At 40.0% G+C, this 14,017-nt stretch carries 15 protein-coding genes; 8 read left to right on the forward strand and 7 right to left on the reverse strand.

The genetic code is table 11. From position 1 onward, the window contains the following. Nucleotides 1–254: 254 nt before the first annotated feature. Nucleotides 255–1,448: a proline dehydrogenase family protein gene (locus tag B4Z90_RS21440; RefSeq protein WP_286803247.1), complete on the reverse strand. Its 1,194-nt coding sequence runs from the start codon at nucleotides 1,446–1,448 to the stop codon at nucleotides 255–257. A 95-nt stretch (nucleotides 1,449–1,543) separates the two neighbouring features. Here B4Z90_RS21440 and B4Z90_RS21445 point away from each other — a divergent pair, with 95 nt between their 5' ends. The 3 genes from B4Z90_RS21445 (at nucleotide 1,544) to B4Z90_RS21455 (ending at nucleotide 3,706) form a co-directional block, all read left to right on the forward strand. After that, complete coding sequence (locus B4Z90_RS21445; protein WP_070568728.1) at nucleotides 1,544–1,750, forward strand: RNA-binding S4 domain-containing protein; 207 nt, start codon at nucleotides 1,544–1,546, stop codon at nucleotides 1,748–1,750. Nucleotides 1,751–1,800: 50 nt separating this feature from the next. After that, nucleotides 1,801–2,868: a 3-dehydroquinate synthase gene (aroB, locus tag B4Z90_RS21450; protein WP_070568725.1), complete on the forward strand. Its 1,068-nt coding sequence runs from the start codon at nucleotides 1,801–1,803 to the stop codon at nucleotides 2,866–2,868. A 121-nt stretch (nucleotides 2,869–2,989) separates the two neighbouring features. Continuing rightward, entirely contained in the window at nucleotides 2,990–3,706 is a 717-nt protein-coding gene (locus tag B4Z90_RS21455) for a ThuA domain-containing protein (RefSeq protein ID WP_286803249.1), read from the forward strand. Nucleotides 3,707–3,860: 154 nt separating this feature from the next. Here the strand turns inward: B4Z90_RS21455 and B4Z90_RS21460 are convergent, their stop codons facing one another. Together B4Z90_RS21460 and B4Z90_RS21465 are read right to left on the reverse strand one after the other, a co-directional pair. After that, nucleotides 3,861–5,747, reverse strand: coding sequence for a TonB-dependent receptor plug domain-containing protein (locus tag B4Z90_RS21460; RefSeq protein ID WP_070568720.1), 1,887 nt, complete (start codon nucleotides 5,745–5,747; stop codon nucleotides 3,861–3,863). 101 nt (nucleotides 5,748–5,848) lie between these two features. Then, nucleotides 5,849–6,760: a zinc dependent phospholipase C family protein gene (locus B4Z90_RS21465; RefSeq protein ID WP_236560165.1), complete on the reverse strand. Its 912-nt coding sequence runs from the start codon at nucleotides 6,758–6,760 to the stop codon at nucleotides 5,849–5,851. A gap of 219 nt (nucleotides 6,761–6,979) precedes the next feature. On the opposite strand from B4Z90_RS21465, the gene B4Z90_RS21470 reads away from it, so the two are divergent. From B4Z90_RS21470 to B4Z90_RS21480, 3 genes are read left to right on the forward strand one after another with little or no spacing between them, the layout of a single operon-like run. Next, on the forward strand, nucleotides 6,980–7,966 hold the full coding sequence (locus B4Z90_RS21470; protein ID WP_046675898.1) for a glycosyltransferase family protein: 987 nt from the start codon (nucleotides 6,980–6,982) through the stop codon (nucleotides 7,964–7,966). A gap of 6 nt (nucleotides 7,967–7,972) precedes the next feature. Next, nucleotides 7,973–8,704 (forward strand): FKBP-type peptidyl-prolyl cis-trans isomerase, encoded by a 732-nt coding sequence (locus B4Z90_RS21475; RefSeq protein ID WP_070568714.1) that lies wholly within the window; start codon nucleotides 7,973–7,975, stop codon nucleotides 8,702–8,704. Then, nucleotides 8,691–9,596 (forward strand): aldo/keto reductase, encoded by a 906-nt coding sequence (locus B4Z90_RS21480; RefSeq protein WP_070568711.1) that lies wholly within the window; start codon nucleotides 8,691–8,693, stop codon nucleotides 9,594–9,596. The genes B4Z90_RS21475 and B4Z90_RS21480 overlap by 14 nt, the downstream gene beginning before the upstream one ends. A 6-nt stretch (nucleotides 9,597–9,602) precedes the next feature. On the opposite strand, the gene kdsB is transcribed toward B4Z90_RS21480, so the two are convergent. From kdsB to mazG, 4 genes are all read right to left on the reverse strand, one after another. Beyond that, entirely contained in the window at nucleotides 9,603–10,346 is a 744-nt protein-coding gene (gene kdsB / locus B4Z90_RS21485; protein WP_070568708.1) for a 3-deoxy-manno-octulosonate cytidylyltransferase, read from the reverse strand. A gap of 88 nt (nucleotides 10,347–10,434) precedes the next feature. Beyond that, the gene (locus tag B4Z90_RS21490) at nucleotides 10,435–11,052 is read right to left on the reverse strand and encodes a deoxynucleoside kinase (protein ID WP_046675902.1); all 618 of its coding nucleotides are present in this window, start codon (nucleotides 11,050–11,052) and stop codon (nucleotides 10,435–10,437) included. A 12-nt stretch (nucleotides 11,053–11,064) separates the two neighbouring features. Further along, a complete protein-coding gene (gene trpS / locus B4Z90_RS21495) occupies nucleotides 11,065–12,063 on the reverse strand; it encodes a tryptophan--tRNA ligase (protein WP_046675903.1) in 999 nt (332 codons plus the stop codon). 76 nt (nucleotides 12,064–12,139) lie between these two features. Further along, complete coding sequence (gene mazG, locus B4Z90_RS21500) at nucleotides 12,140–12,952, reverse strand: nucleoside triphosphate pyrophosphohydrolase (RefSeq protein WP_115048097.1); 813 nt, start codon at nucleotides 12,950–12,952, stop codon at nucleotides 12,140–12,142. Nucleotides 12,953–13,095: 143 nt separating this feature from the next. Here mazG and B4Z90_RS21505 point away from each other — a divergent pair, with 143 nt between their 5' ends. Beyond that, complete coding sequence (locus B4Z90_RS21505; protein ID WP_046675905.1) at nucleotides 13,096–13,395, forward strand: hypothetical protein; 300 nt, start codon at nucleotides 13,096–13,098, stop codon at nucleotides 13,393–13,395. 4 nt (nucleotides 13,396–13,399) lie between these two features. Then, nucleotides 13,400–13,924 (forward strand): hypothetical protein, encoded by a 525-nt coding sequence (locus tag B4Z90_RS21510; protein WP_070568706.1) that lies wholly within the window; start codon nucleotides 13,400–13,402, stop codon nucleotides 13,922–13,924. The last annotated feature ends 93 nt before the right edge of the window (nucleotides 13,925–14,017 follow it).

Genomic DNA, 14,017 nt, shown 5'->3' on the forward strand with positions numbered 1-14,017 from the left:
TTCTTTTAAGCTCCGGGGGAGCACCCTTCCAGTATGAACTTTGTTTTAAGGGAAAAGTTTGCAAACATAAATAATAGTTTCAAGAATATGGAATGATTTTGTAATTAGCTTGTTTCAAAAGGATGAAGGGGAGTCGAGTGATAGGTAAAGTGCTTTTGTGCTTTTCAAAAGTAGGGTGTTTCTTGGAGACCATTTGAGCATAGTTCCTTGAGTAGATGGACTTGATGCCCGCCAATTATAAAAAAAGCTAGTCGTTATCGACTAGCTTTTCTTCTTTGTTTTTCTTTGATCAAAAGCCCGAGCTCCCGACCTGTCGCTCCTGCGACTGAAGTATTTTCCTGTGCTCTACGGAAAAGGTATGGCATCACCGCTTTAACCGGTCCATAAGGCATGTATTTAGCAACATTATAGCCATGTGCCGCTAAGTTAAAGCTCAGGTTGTCAGACATACCCAATAATTGCGCAAAGAAGATGCGATCGGTGGATCTATCGATACCACGTCTGTCAATTTCCTTCGCCAATAACATGCTACTGTCCTCATTGTGTGTACCCGCCATTAGCCCAAAGTTGTCCAGGTGGTCCAAGATAAATTCAATAGCTTCATTATAATCTCTATCGGAAGCTTCTTTATTTGGCTGGATGGGATCGGAATAACCTTTTTGTGCAGCACGAGCACGTTCGATCTCCATGTAGGCACCACGAACGATCTTAGCACCCATGTGAAAGCCTCTAACTTTTGCGTATTCAAAGTCGGCTTTCAAAGATGCCAACTTATCACTACGGTACAATTGATAAGTATTATATACAATTGGTTTTTCCATATTGTATTTTTCCATCATTTCACGAGCGATATCGTCAATTGCATCTTGGATCCATGAATGTTCAGCATCTACTAAAACTTTTACACCAGCTGCATGACAAGCTTTACAGATGCGATCGGTACGATCCAACATACGTTGGTATTCTGCCTGTTCACTTTCTGTCAAGGCTTCCTTTGCATTGACTTTTTCAAACAGTTCAAATCGGCCTAATCCAGTTGGTTTAAATACTGAAAATGGAATGTATTTGTTTTTACTGGCCGCGACTACGGTGCGCAATACCTCGTTGCAGCAAGCGTCAAATGCACTTTCAGTTTCTTCTCCTTCAACGGAATAATCCAATATTGTTCCTACACCATTCTCTCCCAATTCGTTAATCGCATTTTCGCAACCTTCGATGGTCTCTCCGCCACAAAAATGCTTGAAGATTGTTTTACGGATGATACCCTGGATAGGTAATCCGATGTTCAGTGCAAAGTTGGTCATGGATGGACCTACTTTTGTCAAGAAGTTATTCGCTATTATTTTGAATAACCAATACGCTCTTTCCAAATCCTTATCGCTTTTACTTTTAAAAGCAATCTCTGTATTATCAAAGGATAATGTCTTGGGCTCAGAATTCTCAATCATAATCTTTATTTGCAATAAGGCAAATGTAGCAATTTACTAAGCATTAAAACGATGATAATTGTTGTATTCCTCAGTGAAACCACTATTTTTGTGAAATGCAAGAATTTAAAATCGAGGGCGAATATATCCAGCTCATACAGTTACTTAAAGCTTTAAATTGGGTGGAGCATGGTGCTATGGCTCAATGGGTTGTAGCGGAAGGGTATGTAAAGTATAATGGGCAGGTCGATTACCGGAAAAGGCTCAAATTGCGACCAGGAGATGTTGTTGAATTTGATGGGATGCAAATAAAATTGGTGTAATATTAAACAATATTGGTAAATAGAAAACTTAAACCTTAAAGAATCGTAGAATGGAAGTCATAGAAAGTTTGGGCTATCAGGTATATTTTGATGATACGTTGGCCTCTTTGGAGGCGTTTTTAGCTGAGCGCAGTTACTCAAAGATCATCGTCTTGGTGGATACCAACACCTTGGATAATTGTTTACCCTTATTTCAGCAGGCCTTACCCAATTTGGCGAATTATGACGTGATAGAAGTAGATCCTGGCGAGGAAAATAAAAATATTGATTTCTGTATTGGCGTATGGCATAATATGCTCGATTTCGGAGCGGATAGGCATTCGTTGATGATCAACCTGGGTGGTGGGGTAGTCACCGATATGGGGGGATTTGCAGCGTCAACTTTCAAAAGAGGGATGGATTTTATTCAAATTCCGACGACTTTACTTTCCCAGGTAGATGCATCGGTAGGAGGTAAGACCGGCATTGATATGGGCAGTGTGAAAAATATTATTGGAACTTTTGCACAACCTCAAGCAGTATTTATTTCAAGCCAGTTTTTGAAAACCCTAGATCAGCGTCAGTTAATCTCAGGTTTTGCTGAAGTAATTAAACATGGACTGATCTTCGATCGGGCTTACTATGAGCGAGTGAAAACATTAGAGATCGATCAAATCGACAATTCTTTGGTCAAGCATTCTGTTTCGATCAAAAACCGTGTTATCCTTGAGGATCCGAAAGAAAAAGGACTACGTAAAATATTAAACTTTGGTCATACAATTGGTCATGCTATTGAGGGATACTCTTTGTTGAACGATGCTTCACCTTTATTACATGGAGAAGCTATTGCAGCGGGAATGATTTGTGAGGGGTATCTATCGCATAAATTGAATGGTCTGCCTTTGGATGAATTAAACGATTTGATCCAAACCTTCAGAAAATACTTTAAAGATTATACATTTGATTCATCCATTGATACAGCCTTGTTGGATTTGATGCGAAATGATAAGAAAAACTTGTCCAATCAGATCGGTTTTGCATTGCTTGACCAAATTGGCAGTTGTCAATATGATATCTACGTTTCTGAGGAAGATATTATTGAAAGCCTTGATTTTTACCGTGAGCTAATCACACCATAATAAAACAGAAAAGCCGTGTATCGGGAGAATGCACGGCTTTTCTTCACAGCTATTTTTATCGCGATTTCGTTTCGTAAAATAGTAAACCTAAACTTTAATCATCATAATAACCATTTATATCATGAATAGAATCTTCATTTTTCTGTTTCTCCTGTTGGGGATATCAGCTGCTGTTCAGGCACAAAGGCAAGTATTGATCTTTAGCAAGACAAAAGGGTTTAGACACGGAAGCATCGAAAAGGGCGCAGAGGTACTTAAGCAATTGCTTGATAAAGAAAAGATAAAATCTGATCATTCGGAGGATGCAGCTCTGTTTACCGATCAGGGATTGAACAAATATGACGCCGTTATCTTTCTGAGCACAACCGGCGATATTCTCGATAATGCGCAACAGGAAGCTTTTGTGCGGTATATCCAATCGGGAAAAGGGTTTGTGGGTATCCATGCAGCGACGGATACTGAGTTTGATTGGCCATGGTATAACGGCCTTGTAGGGGCGTATTTTGCGTCTCATCCTGCTGTACAAAAAGCCAAAATTGATGTGCTGGACAGAAAACATCCGGCCACCAAGCACCTCGATCCGATCTGGTGGCACAAAGATGAATGGTATAATTTCAAGGATGTGAAGGACGGATTGCATGTGTTGATGAATTTGGATGAAAAAAGCTACCAAGGAGGAAAAATGGGGGATCAACATCCAATCTCCTGGACCCAGAGCTACGATGGAGGGAAAGTCTTCTATACCGGGCTTGGACATACCGATGAGTCCTATAACGAACCTGAGTTCCAAAAACATTTAATTGGAGGAATTTTATCTGTTCTTCCCAAGAAAAAGTAACTTGTTTTATAGTTGGCGTTTTCTTAAATAGGGCATGGTACATGCTTCTATGTGGCAATAACACAATGAAAAGTCCCAAATGGTCATTCCATTTGGGACTTTTTTATAATTGATGGCGAATGGGAAGAGAACCGATTTTGCCATTTAATCGGGTTTAATAGTTCAGTTTATATTTTGCGCCGATACTAAACCAACGACCGGGCATTGGAACGGCGGCAGCTTCTATATAGCTCTTGTCAAATATATTCTGAACATCCACAAAGATGTTTAAGTCTTGGAGTTGGTACGATCCTCTTACGTCAGCGATGAAATAAGATTTGTAACTGATACGCTCATTAAAGCGGTTTGCAGAAGTGAACATCCAGTTCTTGTGGTTTATGGTAAAGTTGGCAATAACTTGATGCCTTAAGCTTTCAATAGCATATTTGGATAGTATCCCATCTGCTAGTGTTATGCTTGGGTTGAGATAATTATAACTTAGCGTAGTAAAGTATCGTGTCGTTGCGCTGGGATCATTGATATTATATCGGAATGAAGCATTGAATCCATCAATTTTATTTTTTCCAATATTTATTGGTTTCCACGGAATGACCGTTCCGCTTCCTGTAGTGGCATCCTCTTTTTGCCAGTCGATGAAATCGCTTATCCTTCGATGGAAATAGCCCACTTGCGCAATAACTCGATTGGATAAGTATTTTATACCACTTTCTATCTGATAGGCATTTTCAGAGCTCAGTGTGGGGTTTCCGACGTTGGCTGTCTGATTGGTGTAAAGATCCGTAAAGGAAGGGATGCGTTGGCTAGAACCTGCGTTGACTACAATCTTCCAATGTTCGGTAATATTATAGCCCAAATCTAGACCCGGGAATACCTGCCAGCCAAATTTTGAGTTATAATTGATGTAGGCACCCGAGTTGATCATCAGTTTTTCGATCGCCTCTGTTTTGAATTCCAGGTAGCCGCCGTAATTCTCCCGGTTATGGTCGCCAATACTGGTGCTATTGATACGTTCAAATCGACTTTCCAGTCCTAAGCCAAATGTACCATAACTATGCTCCAATGTAGCATTGATTTCAGCTCCAAAGACGTTGCTGTAATGTTTGGACCTACCTTTGGTTGTTTCTCTGCCTAAATACCAATATTCATCTTCGTTGTAGCGATTACTGAGGCGTGGACTGATGGAAAATGCCTGTGTTAATTGATGCTTGGACTGCAGGGAAGCGAAAGCTGTCTTAACCTGTTCATACGCTTCCTTGTCATTCGGTGCAGCATAGTAACCATTGGCTCCAAATTGATTGTTGATATAGCCAACATTGGCTTTTATCATATTGGCTGTATTCGGTTGATATGTCCCGTCATAATAGAGTTTATTGTTATTAGAGGCTGTATTATAGCGTTGTCCATTCGAATCTTCGTGGCCAAAATATAAACCGTGGCTTGTTTGTTTGGTTAAGAACTGTGAGCCAAGCTGAACACCTTTACCATAATACTTGCCTGCACTTGTCTGCTCATTATCTTTGAATGAAGAACCACTATACACCTGGGCACTAATTTGATTTGATTCAATTTTTTTTGTTACGATGTTAATAGCGCCGGTTAGCGCATTAATGCCGAAAATTCTGGATGCTGGTCCTCGAATGATTTCGATACGTTCGATGGCCTCCAGCGGAACCGGAAGGTTCATATTGTGATGGGCACTCTGTGGATCGGTGATTTTAACACCATTGAGTAGGATCGCTGTCTGTTCAAAAGAGCCTCCGTCGATACTTATATCTGCCTGCGAACCGAATGGTCCACGTTGGCGAATATCAACTCCTGGGATATTGCTAAGCAATTCGTTGATTGATCGATTTGGTAGTCTCTGTATATCTTCCTGCGTCAATATTTGGATGTTCTTGCTTTGTTTTGAAAAAGGGATCTGTAAGCGATTTTGATTAATGATGACTTCACCCAAAGCGGTTGTGTCTTTAATCTGCGCAGTCGCAGCTCCAATACTCAGTACTAATGCAAGTTTTGTTAACGTAATATTCTTATTCAACATGCTTTCCTAGATTTTACGCTGCAAAAGTAGCTTAGCAGATTAAAAAACAAATAGTCCGGTGTGAATAATACTGGTAGTCCGGATGATGTTTTATAGCCTTTTTACATCCATTCTTCTCTACCGATACGCTTTTTCCCTGTTATATCGATGTGATCTTGCTTGTTGGTGCTTTTTATTTTTTCGATGTTGGTCAAATCGGGTTGGCCAGATTCGAGCCAGGCGGAATACCAATAGGAGGCAACACGTAAGATGGTTTTTTGCATTCTCCTTTCTACCATACCGTTCATGGCTTCATGATAGGCTCTGGCATAATTATCAGAGTAGGTCCATACCAATTGATTGTTTCGTTCAATAAATGATTTTTTTTGAGATGCCTTAAATTGACGATCGAGACCAGCTTCAATCGTTAAGACAGAATCCACAAGGCGATTACTTTCGTAAACAATAACCCAGGCCTCTTGTAGAGGATCTTTGATATAGCTCGCTTTTCCGACGCGAAGGTTGTATTTTTCGGAAAACATTTCCGGTAAGCGGCTTTCCCAGAATGCATGTATGCCTAGTTGATTGGTGAGCTGTCCATTGTAATTTTTAGTCGTATGCAATGGAACATGGGCGTCTGCAATATAATGGCCCAGTTCTGCTGAGTGTTTGATGATTCGTTTATAATCTTTTGCTTGAAAGGCCTTAACAAGCTTTTGATAGGTAAGGTTGATTTGCCAGGGTACTATACCATTTTTTAACAATTGACTTTCTTGAAATCTTTCTTTGGCTTGTGACCAATGTAGGGGTATGGTGTCAATTGTACTTTCCTTAAGATAGTCCTCCATATCGATAAAATGTCTCGGGCCTTCAGCGCTATCTGTGAAGCAACGTTTGTCTGGATCGACCGCTTTTTCGGTAATAAGGTCGATATTGGATTTATAAAATTTTGCCAACTTTGCTGGTAGGGAGAAAACGGCATAATGATTAATTTTTTTATGCGCAAAAAATCCCCACGATGTTAAAATTAGCATGGCGATTATGCAAAGCATCTGATAAAATAGAGACTTCATGGGGTATCAAACTGGCTATTAATTAATTGTTGATATTAAATATACATAAAGGAAAATTAAAAATGGATTAACTGTATTTTTTATTGATGTTAATTTATATTTTCTTAACATAACTAAACAATAAAATAATATTGATACTCGTTAAAATTGATTAATTTGCCGACACAAAATGCAGTCGTTATGAAGATATTGTATGCCGTACAAGGGACAGGAAACGGACATCTGAGCCGTGCAATGGATATTGTCCCCTGTCTGAGGGAGTTAGGGGAAGTTGATGTTTTGGTTAGTGGAATTCAAGCGGATCTATCATTACCTTTTGAAGTGAAATACCGTTATCATGGGCTGAGTTTTATCTTCGGTAAATCCGGCGGGGTAGACCTGTGGAAAACTTTTATGAGTTCGACGATCCGCAAATTTACGAATGAAATTAAGAGCTTGCCCATCGAAAACTATGATTTGGTGATCAATGATTTTGAACCGATCTCTGCTTGGGCTTGTCATTCAAAAGATCTAGAATGCATTGGGCTGAGCCATCAGATCGCTGCTTTAGACCCCTCGAGCCCCAAGCCAGAAGATAGTGACATGTTGGGCAAATTTATCATGAAAAATTATGCCCCGTCTACCCATTCCTATGGTTTCCATTTCAAGCGGTACGGCAAGAACATTTATCCACCGGTTATCCGTAATGCTGTTCGTGAATTAAATGTCACCGATCAGGGACATTACACTGTTTACCTCCCCGCATATGACGATGCGCATCTTTTAAAGCATTTGATGAAGTTTCCGGACGTGAAATGGGATGTCTTTAGTAAACATAATTCAAAGGCATTTGACATGAAAAATGTAACGATAAGGCCGATCAATAACCAATCTTTTATTGATAGTATGGCATCTTCTTCTGGAGTTTTATGTGGGGCGGGTTTTGAAACACCGGCAGAAGCGTTATATTTGAAAAAGAAACTGTTAGTTATCCCAATGAAAAACCAGTATGAGCAGCATTTGAATGCAGCGTCATTGGAAGAGATGGGAGTGCCTGTAATTTCGAGTTTAAAACAGAAGAACATGCTGGCGATAGAAGCCTGGCTCAACAGTAAATCTAGGGTTGACGTTGATTACCCTAATATCACGCAAGAAATTATAAATGAAATCGTGCAGAAGCACCGTTAAACACACATGAAGTATATCGCATTAGCCCTATTATCCTTGACGACGGTCACAGGATTTGCTCAACAAAAAAAAACGAACACGACGGCAAAGAAGAAGGTCGTCGCAACTAAACCAAGTGCAACAAATCAACTGAAAACGAAGGCCGATTCTGTGTCTTATGCATTTGGTGCCGATATCGGAAATTCCCTAAAGTCTATTGAGATCGATTATTTGAAGTCAGATGTCATTGCAAAAGCAATTTCGGATGTTCTGAAAGGAGAGAAGTCTCTATTGGAAGAGGGGCAAGGAAGAGCTGTTATCCAACAGGCGATCATGGACGTTCGTGCTAAAAAAGAGGCTGCTAGCCGTGCTGAAGAAGATAAATTTTTTGCCGAAAATGCAAAGGTTGCTGGGATGAAATCTACAGCTGAGGGGATTCAATATCTTGTTCTAAGTCAAACCGAAGGGCCAAAACCAAAAAGTGACGATGAGGTAACAGTGCATTATAAAGGTACCTTATTGAATGGAAAGCAATTTGATAGCTCATATGACCGTAAGGAGCCGTTGAAACTATCCTTGGGTCAGGTGATCAAAGGTTGGCAGATTGGAATCCCGTTAATGTCCAAGGGGGCAAAGTATAAATTTTTTATACCAAGCAGATTAGCGTATGGCGAACGGGCAACAGGTGAAATTCCGGCAAACAGCACATTGGTGTTTGAGGTAGAATTGCTTGATATTGGTGCAGATGGAACAACGTAAATTAGGTAATACAAGCTTAATCGTTTCGAAAATAGGTTTGGGCTGTATGTCGCTAAAAAGCAATCAGTCCAAACAATCGAAAGATATTATCCAAAAAGCTTACGAGAAAGGGATCACTTTCTTCGATACGGCTGATCTCTACGATAAGGGTCTAAATGAGATGATCGTTGGGGAAAGTGTGCAAAGCTTTCGCAAACATATTGTGTTGGCGTCGAAAGTTGGTAACCTTTGGCGTGCAGATGGATCAGGTTGGGATTGGAAGGCTTCAAAGGACTATATTATCAAGGCTGTGGAAGGTTCCTTGTCACGTTTAAAAACGGACTACATCGACCTCTATCAGTTACATGGTGGTACGATAGAAGATCCGATAGAGGAGATTGTTGAAGCGTTTGAGTTGTTGAAGAAACAAGGGAAAATCCGTGCTTATGGTCTTTCATCAATTCGCCCAAATGTTATTAAGGCATTTTTATCCAAATCTGATATGGCCTCAGTTATGATGCAATACAGCTTATTGGATAGAAGACCTGAAGAAGAAATCAGTAGCTTATTGGAAGAACGGGGGGTAAGTATCGTCGTACGCGGCGTATTAGCCAAAGGTGTTCTCATTAACAAACCTATTGAACCTTTCTTGCAGTATAGTTCGGGAGAGGTGGCCCATATCGTGAGAAACTTGGCAAATCTTTCCAAACGTATCGGAAAAGACAATATGATTGTTGCTCTTTCTTATGTGCTTTCTAATGTAGCAGTAGCAACAGCACTTGTTGGTGTGAGTACCAAATTGCAATTGGATGAATTGATCAGAGCAAAAGAGCAGATGATCAAATTCAGTGATTCGGATAAGCAGCTTCTATTGGAAGGTGTCCGGTCGTTATACTATACCGAACACCGGTAAGCTTTACTATTTATTGAAAAATAGTCTTAATATTTTAGCGAGGTCTTCTTTTGTATCCACAGCGACAGTTTCATGCGTTGTAATTGCCGTTTGAATGGCGTAACCATTTTCTAACCAGCGCAGCTGTTCCAATGCTTCTGCTTCTTCTAGCATAGAAATAGGAAGTTGTGTCAGGGCTTTTAATGTATCTACCTGGTAGGCATATATTCCGATATGTTTATAGAATGTTTGCTTGTGTAGCCATTGGTCTTTTTCCACAGCTCTTAAAAAAGGAATGGTCTGCCGACTGAAGTAGATGGCTTCTCCTTTGGTGTTTCGGACAACTTTGGGTATGTTTACATTAAATAGTTCCTCTTCTGCTGTAATTTCCTTGACCAAGGTCGCAATCTGCGTAGTGGTATCTTCAAAACAACTTGCTAAAAGATCAATTTGTGCGGGGTCGATAAAGGGTTCGTCACCCTGTATATTGATGGCAACATCATAGCCTCCTATATTTGTTATGACTTCGGCGCAACGATCTGTTCCCGATTGGTGATGCGCTGCGGTCATGACGACTTCGCCACCAAAAGAGCGTACAGTCTGTGCGATGCGTTGGTCGTCAGTAGCAACAACAACCTCGTTTAATTTTGTTGATTTTTTGACCTGTTCGTAGACACGCTGGATCATCGTTTTTCCTTCGATGTCGATTAGCGGTTTTCCAGGGAATCTACTCGATGCATATCGGGCAGGAATAATACCTAAAAATTTCATTTTTTATTTTTTATCATTGGCTGAGGAAATGCGCGTTTATTAAAAAGCCTGTAAAATCAATTGACTTACAGGCTTTTTGATATCGCAGTTATTCGAACAATCCAAATAATTCGGCTTCGATCTTTTGAATGATATTTCCGAGGTCCTCTGGGTTTGTGGTAAAATCCAGATTGTCTTTGTCGAGAATCATGACCTTACCGTCTTTGTAATTATTGATCCATTTATCGTATTTATCGTTTAGCTTTGACAAATAATCCAAACGAATTGCAGACTCATAATCACGGCCCCTTTTTTGGATATTATTCACCAGGGTAGGGACAGAGGCTTTGAGGTATATCAATAAATCCGGCGGTTTGATATAGTGGATGATGCTTTGAAAAATATTACTATAGTTTTCAAAATCACGTGCGCTCATTAAGCCCATATCATACAAGTTTTCGGCAAAGATATAAGCATCTTCATAAATGGTACGGTCCTGAATCATATCAATGCCGGTTTCCTGCAATTTTACAATATGTCTAAAGCGACTGTTGAGGAAAAAAATCTGAAGATTGAAAGCCCAGCGTTTCATGTCCGAATAAAAATCTTCCAGATAAGGGTTGTTGTCTACAGCTTCAAACTGAGGTTCAAATTTAAAGTGACTGGCCAACATTTCGGTTAATGTTGTTTTGCCGGCACCTATATTTCCAACGATAGCTATGTGCATATTATTTCTAGCTTAATAAAATCTTCTAATACCAATAATCTCACGAACTTCTTTCAGGGTCTTGCGTGCGGACTCGCTTGCTTTTTCAGCGCCCATTTTTGCAACTTTAGCAATGTATGCATCATCGTTTGATATTTCTTCAATACGGGAGCGTACATCGTTGGTGGCAAGGACCATATCTTCGGCCAATTGCTTTTTGAAATCACCATAACGAATTTCACATTTGTTATAGAGTTCATCAAAATGCTGTAATGTGTCTGCAGTAGATACGACCTTCATTAAGTCAAAAAGATTTTGGATAGCTTCAGGTTTAGGCTGGTTCATCTCCGTCGGGCCTGAATCCGATACTGCGCGCATCACCTTTTTACGAATTACGGTTTCACTATCCGATAGATAAATACAATCAGCTTCACCGTTAGATTTACCCATTTTTCCTTGGCCTGCAAGTCCAGGAACTTTCACCAATTTGTCAGAATAGGAGAACGCAAATGCCTCTTTAAAATAATCTACATTATATAAGCGATTGAAGCGGTTACCAAAAGTCCGCGTCATCTCCAAATGTTGTTCCTGATCTTTTCCTACCGGAACTTTTGTGCCATGGTGAATCAATATATCACAGGCCATCAAGACGGGGTAGGTCAACAAACCTGCGTTAACATTGTCGGGATTGCTTCTAACTTTATCTTTAAAAGCTGTAGCGCGTTCAAGCTCGCCGAGATAGGCGTTCATATTCATGTATAGATAGAGTTCCGCGACTTCTGGAACATCAGATTGAACGTAAATAGTCGATTTTTCAGGGTCTATTCCTGCTGCTAAATATTCAACAATAACTTGGCGAACCGTTCCCTGAAGCCCATGAGGAGTGGGGTGGGTCGTTAGTGAATGTAAATCCGCAATGAAAAAAAAGCAATTATATTCGTTTTGCATTTTCACAAAATTGCTCAATGCGCCGTAATAATTTCCTAAATGTAATTTTCCGGTACTTCTGATACCGCTAACAACTGTTTCCATATTGCTGCGAATTTACGCATAAATTTGACAAAGTCGAATTAAATTCGGTCGCTGCCCGCCTTTTATAGGAATTGCTTTATTTTTTCAATTTTTTAGCTTCATTCCAATAAATGTCCATTTCTGCTAAACTCATTTCCTGCAGTTGCTGCTTATTTTCGGCTGCTTTTTGTTCCAGATAGGTGAAGCGTGCAATGAATTTTTTGTTGGTACGTTCAAGCGCATTTTCGGGGTTTATACCCATATGCCGTGCATAATTTATCAAGGAGAATAAGAGGTCGCCAAATTCGCCTTCCGCTTTTTCCTGATCCATTGGAAGTGCTGTCTCTAGATTAAATTCAGCTTTAAATTCGGCCAGTTCTTCCTCTACTTTTTCCCATACTTGTTTCTTATCTTCCCAGTCAAAGCCGACACCGCGCACTTTATCTTGAATACGATACGCCTTCACCAATGCGGGCAAACCTTTCGGGACGCCAGAAAGAACAGATGTGTTGCCTTCTTTGAGCTTGATTGTTTCCCAATTGGATTTGACTTGATCTTCTGTATCGGCATTAGTGTTACCGTAGATGTGGGGATGCCGCGTAATCAATTTATCACAGATTGCATTAAGTACGTCTACGATATTGAACTGTCCCTCTTCTTCGGCAATGCGCGCATAGAATACAAGGTGCATCAAGACGTCACCAAGTTCTTTTTTTATTTCGGGATAATCTTTTTCCAAAATGGCATCGGTCAATTCATACATTTCCTCCATCGTCAAATGGCGAAGGGTTTCCATGGTCTGTTTCTTATCCCAAGGACATTCAATCCGTAAGGTATATAAGACATCGAGTAATCGTTGAAATGCCAATTGAGGTGTATGCTGATAAGCTGGTGCTGCTAGATTTGCCATATTTCATCGTGTTTGGTAGCACAAAAGTAGACATATGATTTTGAATAAACTATTTCAATTTGCGGAAAACAAAACCCTTTTGTCAATCGTTTTATAATAAATTATAAAAATTAGAATTTAGATCGGATTTAGAACAATCAACTATGGAAAGAATGCATGGATACTCCTCTGCAAGTGTTGCCTTGGAAAAGTTAAACAACTTAGGTTACACAATAGACTATAATATCGAATTTGACGATTTGTTGGCTCATGCTGATGAGTATAAAATTGACTACTTATTTCGCTACGAAGGGGCGTCAGATCCTGATGATGAATCGACTGTATATGGTATCAGCAAAAATTCAGGACAGAAAGGCGTTTTTGTTGCTGGCAATTTATCTTTGATTGAAGGTAAAAAGCGCGATATTCTATTACAATTAGAGCTTAGGGAACGGGAGCGGTAGTCTTATGGGAAAAAATGAAATGGAAACCACCGAGCGGCTTGAGCAGCTTAAACTTTGGGCCCTGAAACGGGATGGTAAAGATGCGGCAGCGGAATATCATGATCTCGGGTCAGATCGTTGGTTGCAGGTGTATAGAAATGAAGCGCTCAACCTGATGAAATCTGGCGCCTACGACAAAGGGTCGAGGCTGTTTGAGTCATATGCTGAGGTTCACTACCCACACGAACTGGAAAAATTGATTGGCAAATTGGAGCGTAGTTACGACAGCTTACAGCGTTTTAGCCCAGGATTGCTTGAAGATGGTTTTTATAATCTCGTGTTGGGTGATATTCCTTTGCTTATGGCAGGTACGATCGTCGTTTTGCTTCGAACCAAAGAGTCTGATTTTCCAGCCGTTTATAATAATGATGCCGATGCCGACATGCGAAGTTCTCCAAATTGGCTTATACAGCAGTCAAACAGCGCTATTTGGGTGGATATGCACCAAACCGCATTAAATAATATTCACTACCCGGATAAAATTCTTTAGTCTGGCAAAATTTTTGTAGCCGATTGTATTAAAAAAAAGGAAAACTAACTAGGTTGTTCCTTTTTTGGATTTTTATTGAATTATAAACCCATT

Source organism: Sphingobacterium sp. UBA5639 (genome assembly GCF_002421245.1).
Lineage (GTDB): Bacteria > Bacteroidota > Bacteroidia > Sphingobacteriales > Sphingobacteriaceae > Sphingobacterium > Sphingobacterium multivorum.

Coding starts and splice junctions, on each gene's coding strand:
- B4Z90_RS21440 (WP_286803247.1), bottom strand. CDS start 1,448: ATGATTGAGAATTCTGAGCCCAAGACATTATCCTTTGATAATACAGAG.
- B4Z90_RS21445 (WP_070568728.1), top strand. CDS start 1,544: ATGCAAGAATTTAAAATCGAGGGCGAATATATCCAGCTCATACAGTTA.
- aroB (WP_070568725.1), top strand. CDS start 1,801: ATGGAAGTCATAGAAAGTTTGGGCTATCAGGTATATTTTGATGATACG.
- B4Z90_RS21455 (WP_286803249.1), top strand. CDS start 2,990: ATGAATAGAATCTTCATTTTTCTGTTTCTCCTGTTGGGGATATCAGCT.
- B4Z90_RS21460 (WP_070568720.1), bottom strand. CDS start 5,747: ATGTTGAATAAGAATATTACGTTAACAAAACTTGCATTAGTACTGAGT.
- B4Z90_RS21465 (WP_236560165.1), bottom strand. CDS start 6,760: ATGCTAATTTTAACATCGTGGGGATTTTTTGCGCATAAAAAAATTAAT.
- B4Z90_RS21470 (WP_046675898.1), top strand. CDS start 6,980: ATGAAGATATTGTATGCCGTACAAGGGACAGGAAACGGACATCTGAGC.
- B4Z90_RS21475 (WP_070568714.1), top strand. CDS start 7,973: ATGAAGTATATCGCATTAGCCCTATTATCCTTGACGACGGTCACAGGA.
- B4Z90_RS21480 (WP_070568711.1), top strand. CDS start 8,691: ATGGAACAACGTAAATTAGGTAATACAAGCTTAATCGTTTCGAAAATA.
- kdsB (WP_070568708.1), bottom strand. CDS start 10,346: ATGAAATTTTTAGGTATTATTCCTGCCCGATATGCATCGAGTAGATTC.
- B4Z90_RS21490 (WP_046675902.1), bottom strand. CDS start 11,052: ATGCACATAGCTATCGTTGGAAATATAGGTGCCGGCAAAACAACATTA.
- trpS (WP_046675903.1), bottom strand. CDS start 12,063: ATGGAAACAGTTGTTAGCGGTATCAGAAGTACCGGAAAATTACATTTA.
- mazG (WP_115048097.1), bottom strand. CDS start 12,952: ATGGCAAATCTAGCAGCACCAGCTTATCAGCATACACCTCAATTGGCA.
- B4Z90_RS21505 (WP_046675905.1), top strand. CDS start 13,096: ATGGAAAGAATGCATGGATACTCCTCTGCAAGTGTTGCCTTGGAAAAG.
- B4Z90_RS21510 (WP_070568706.1), top strand. CDS start 13,400: ATGGGAAAAAATGAAATGGAAACCACCGAGCGGCTTGAGCAGCTTAAA.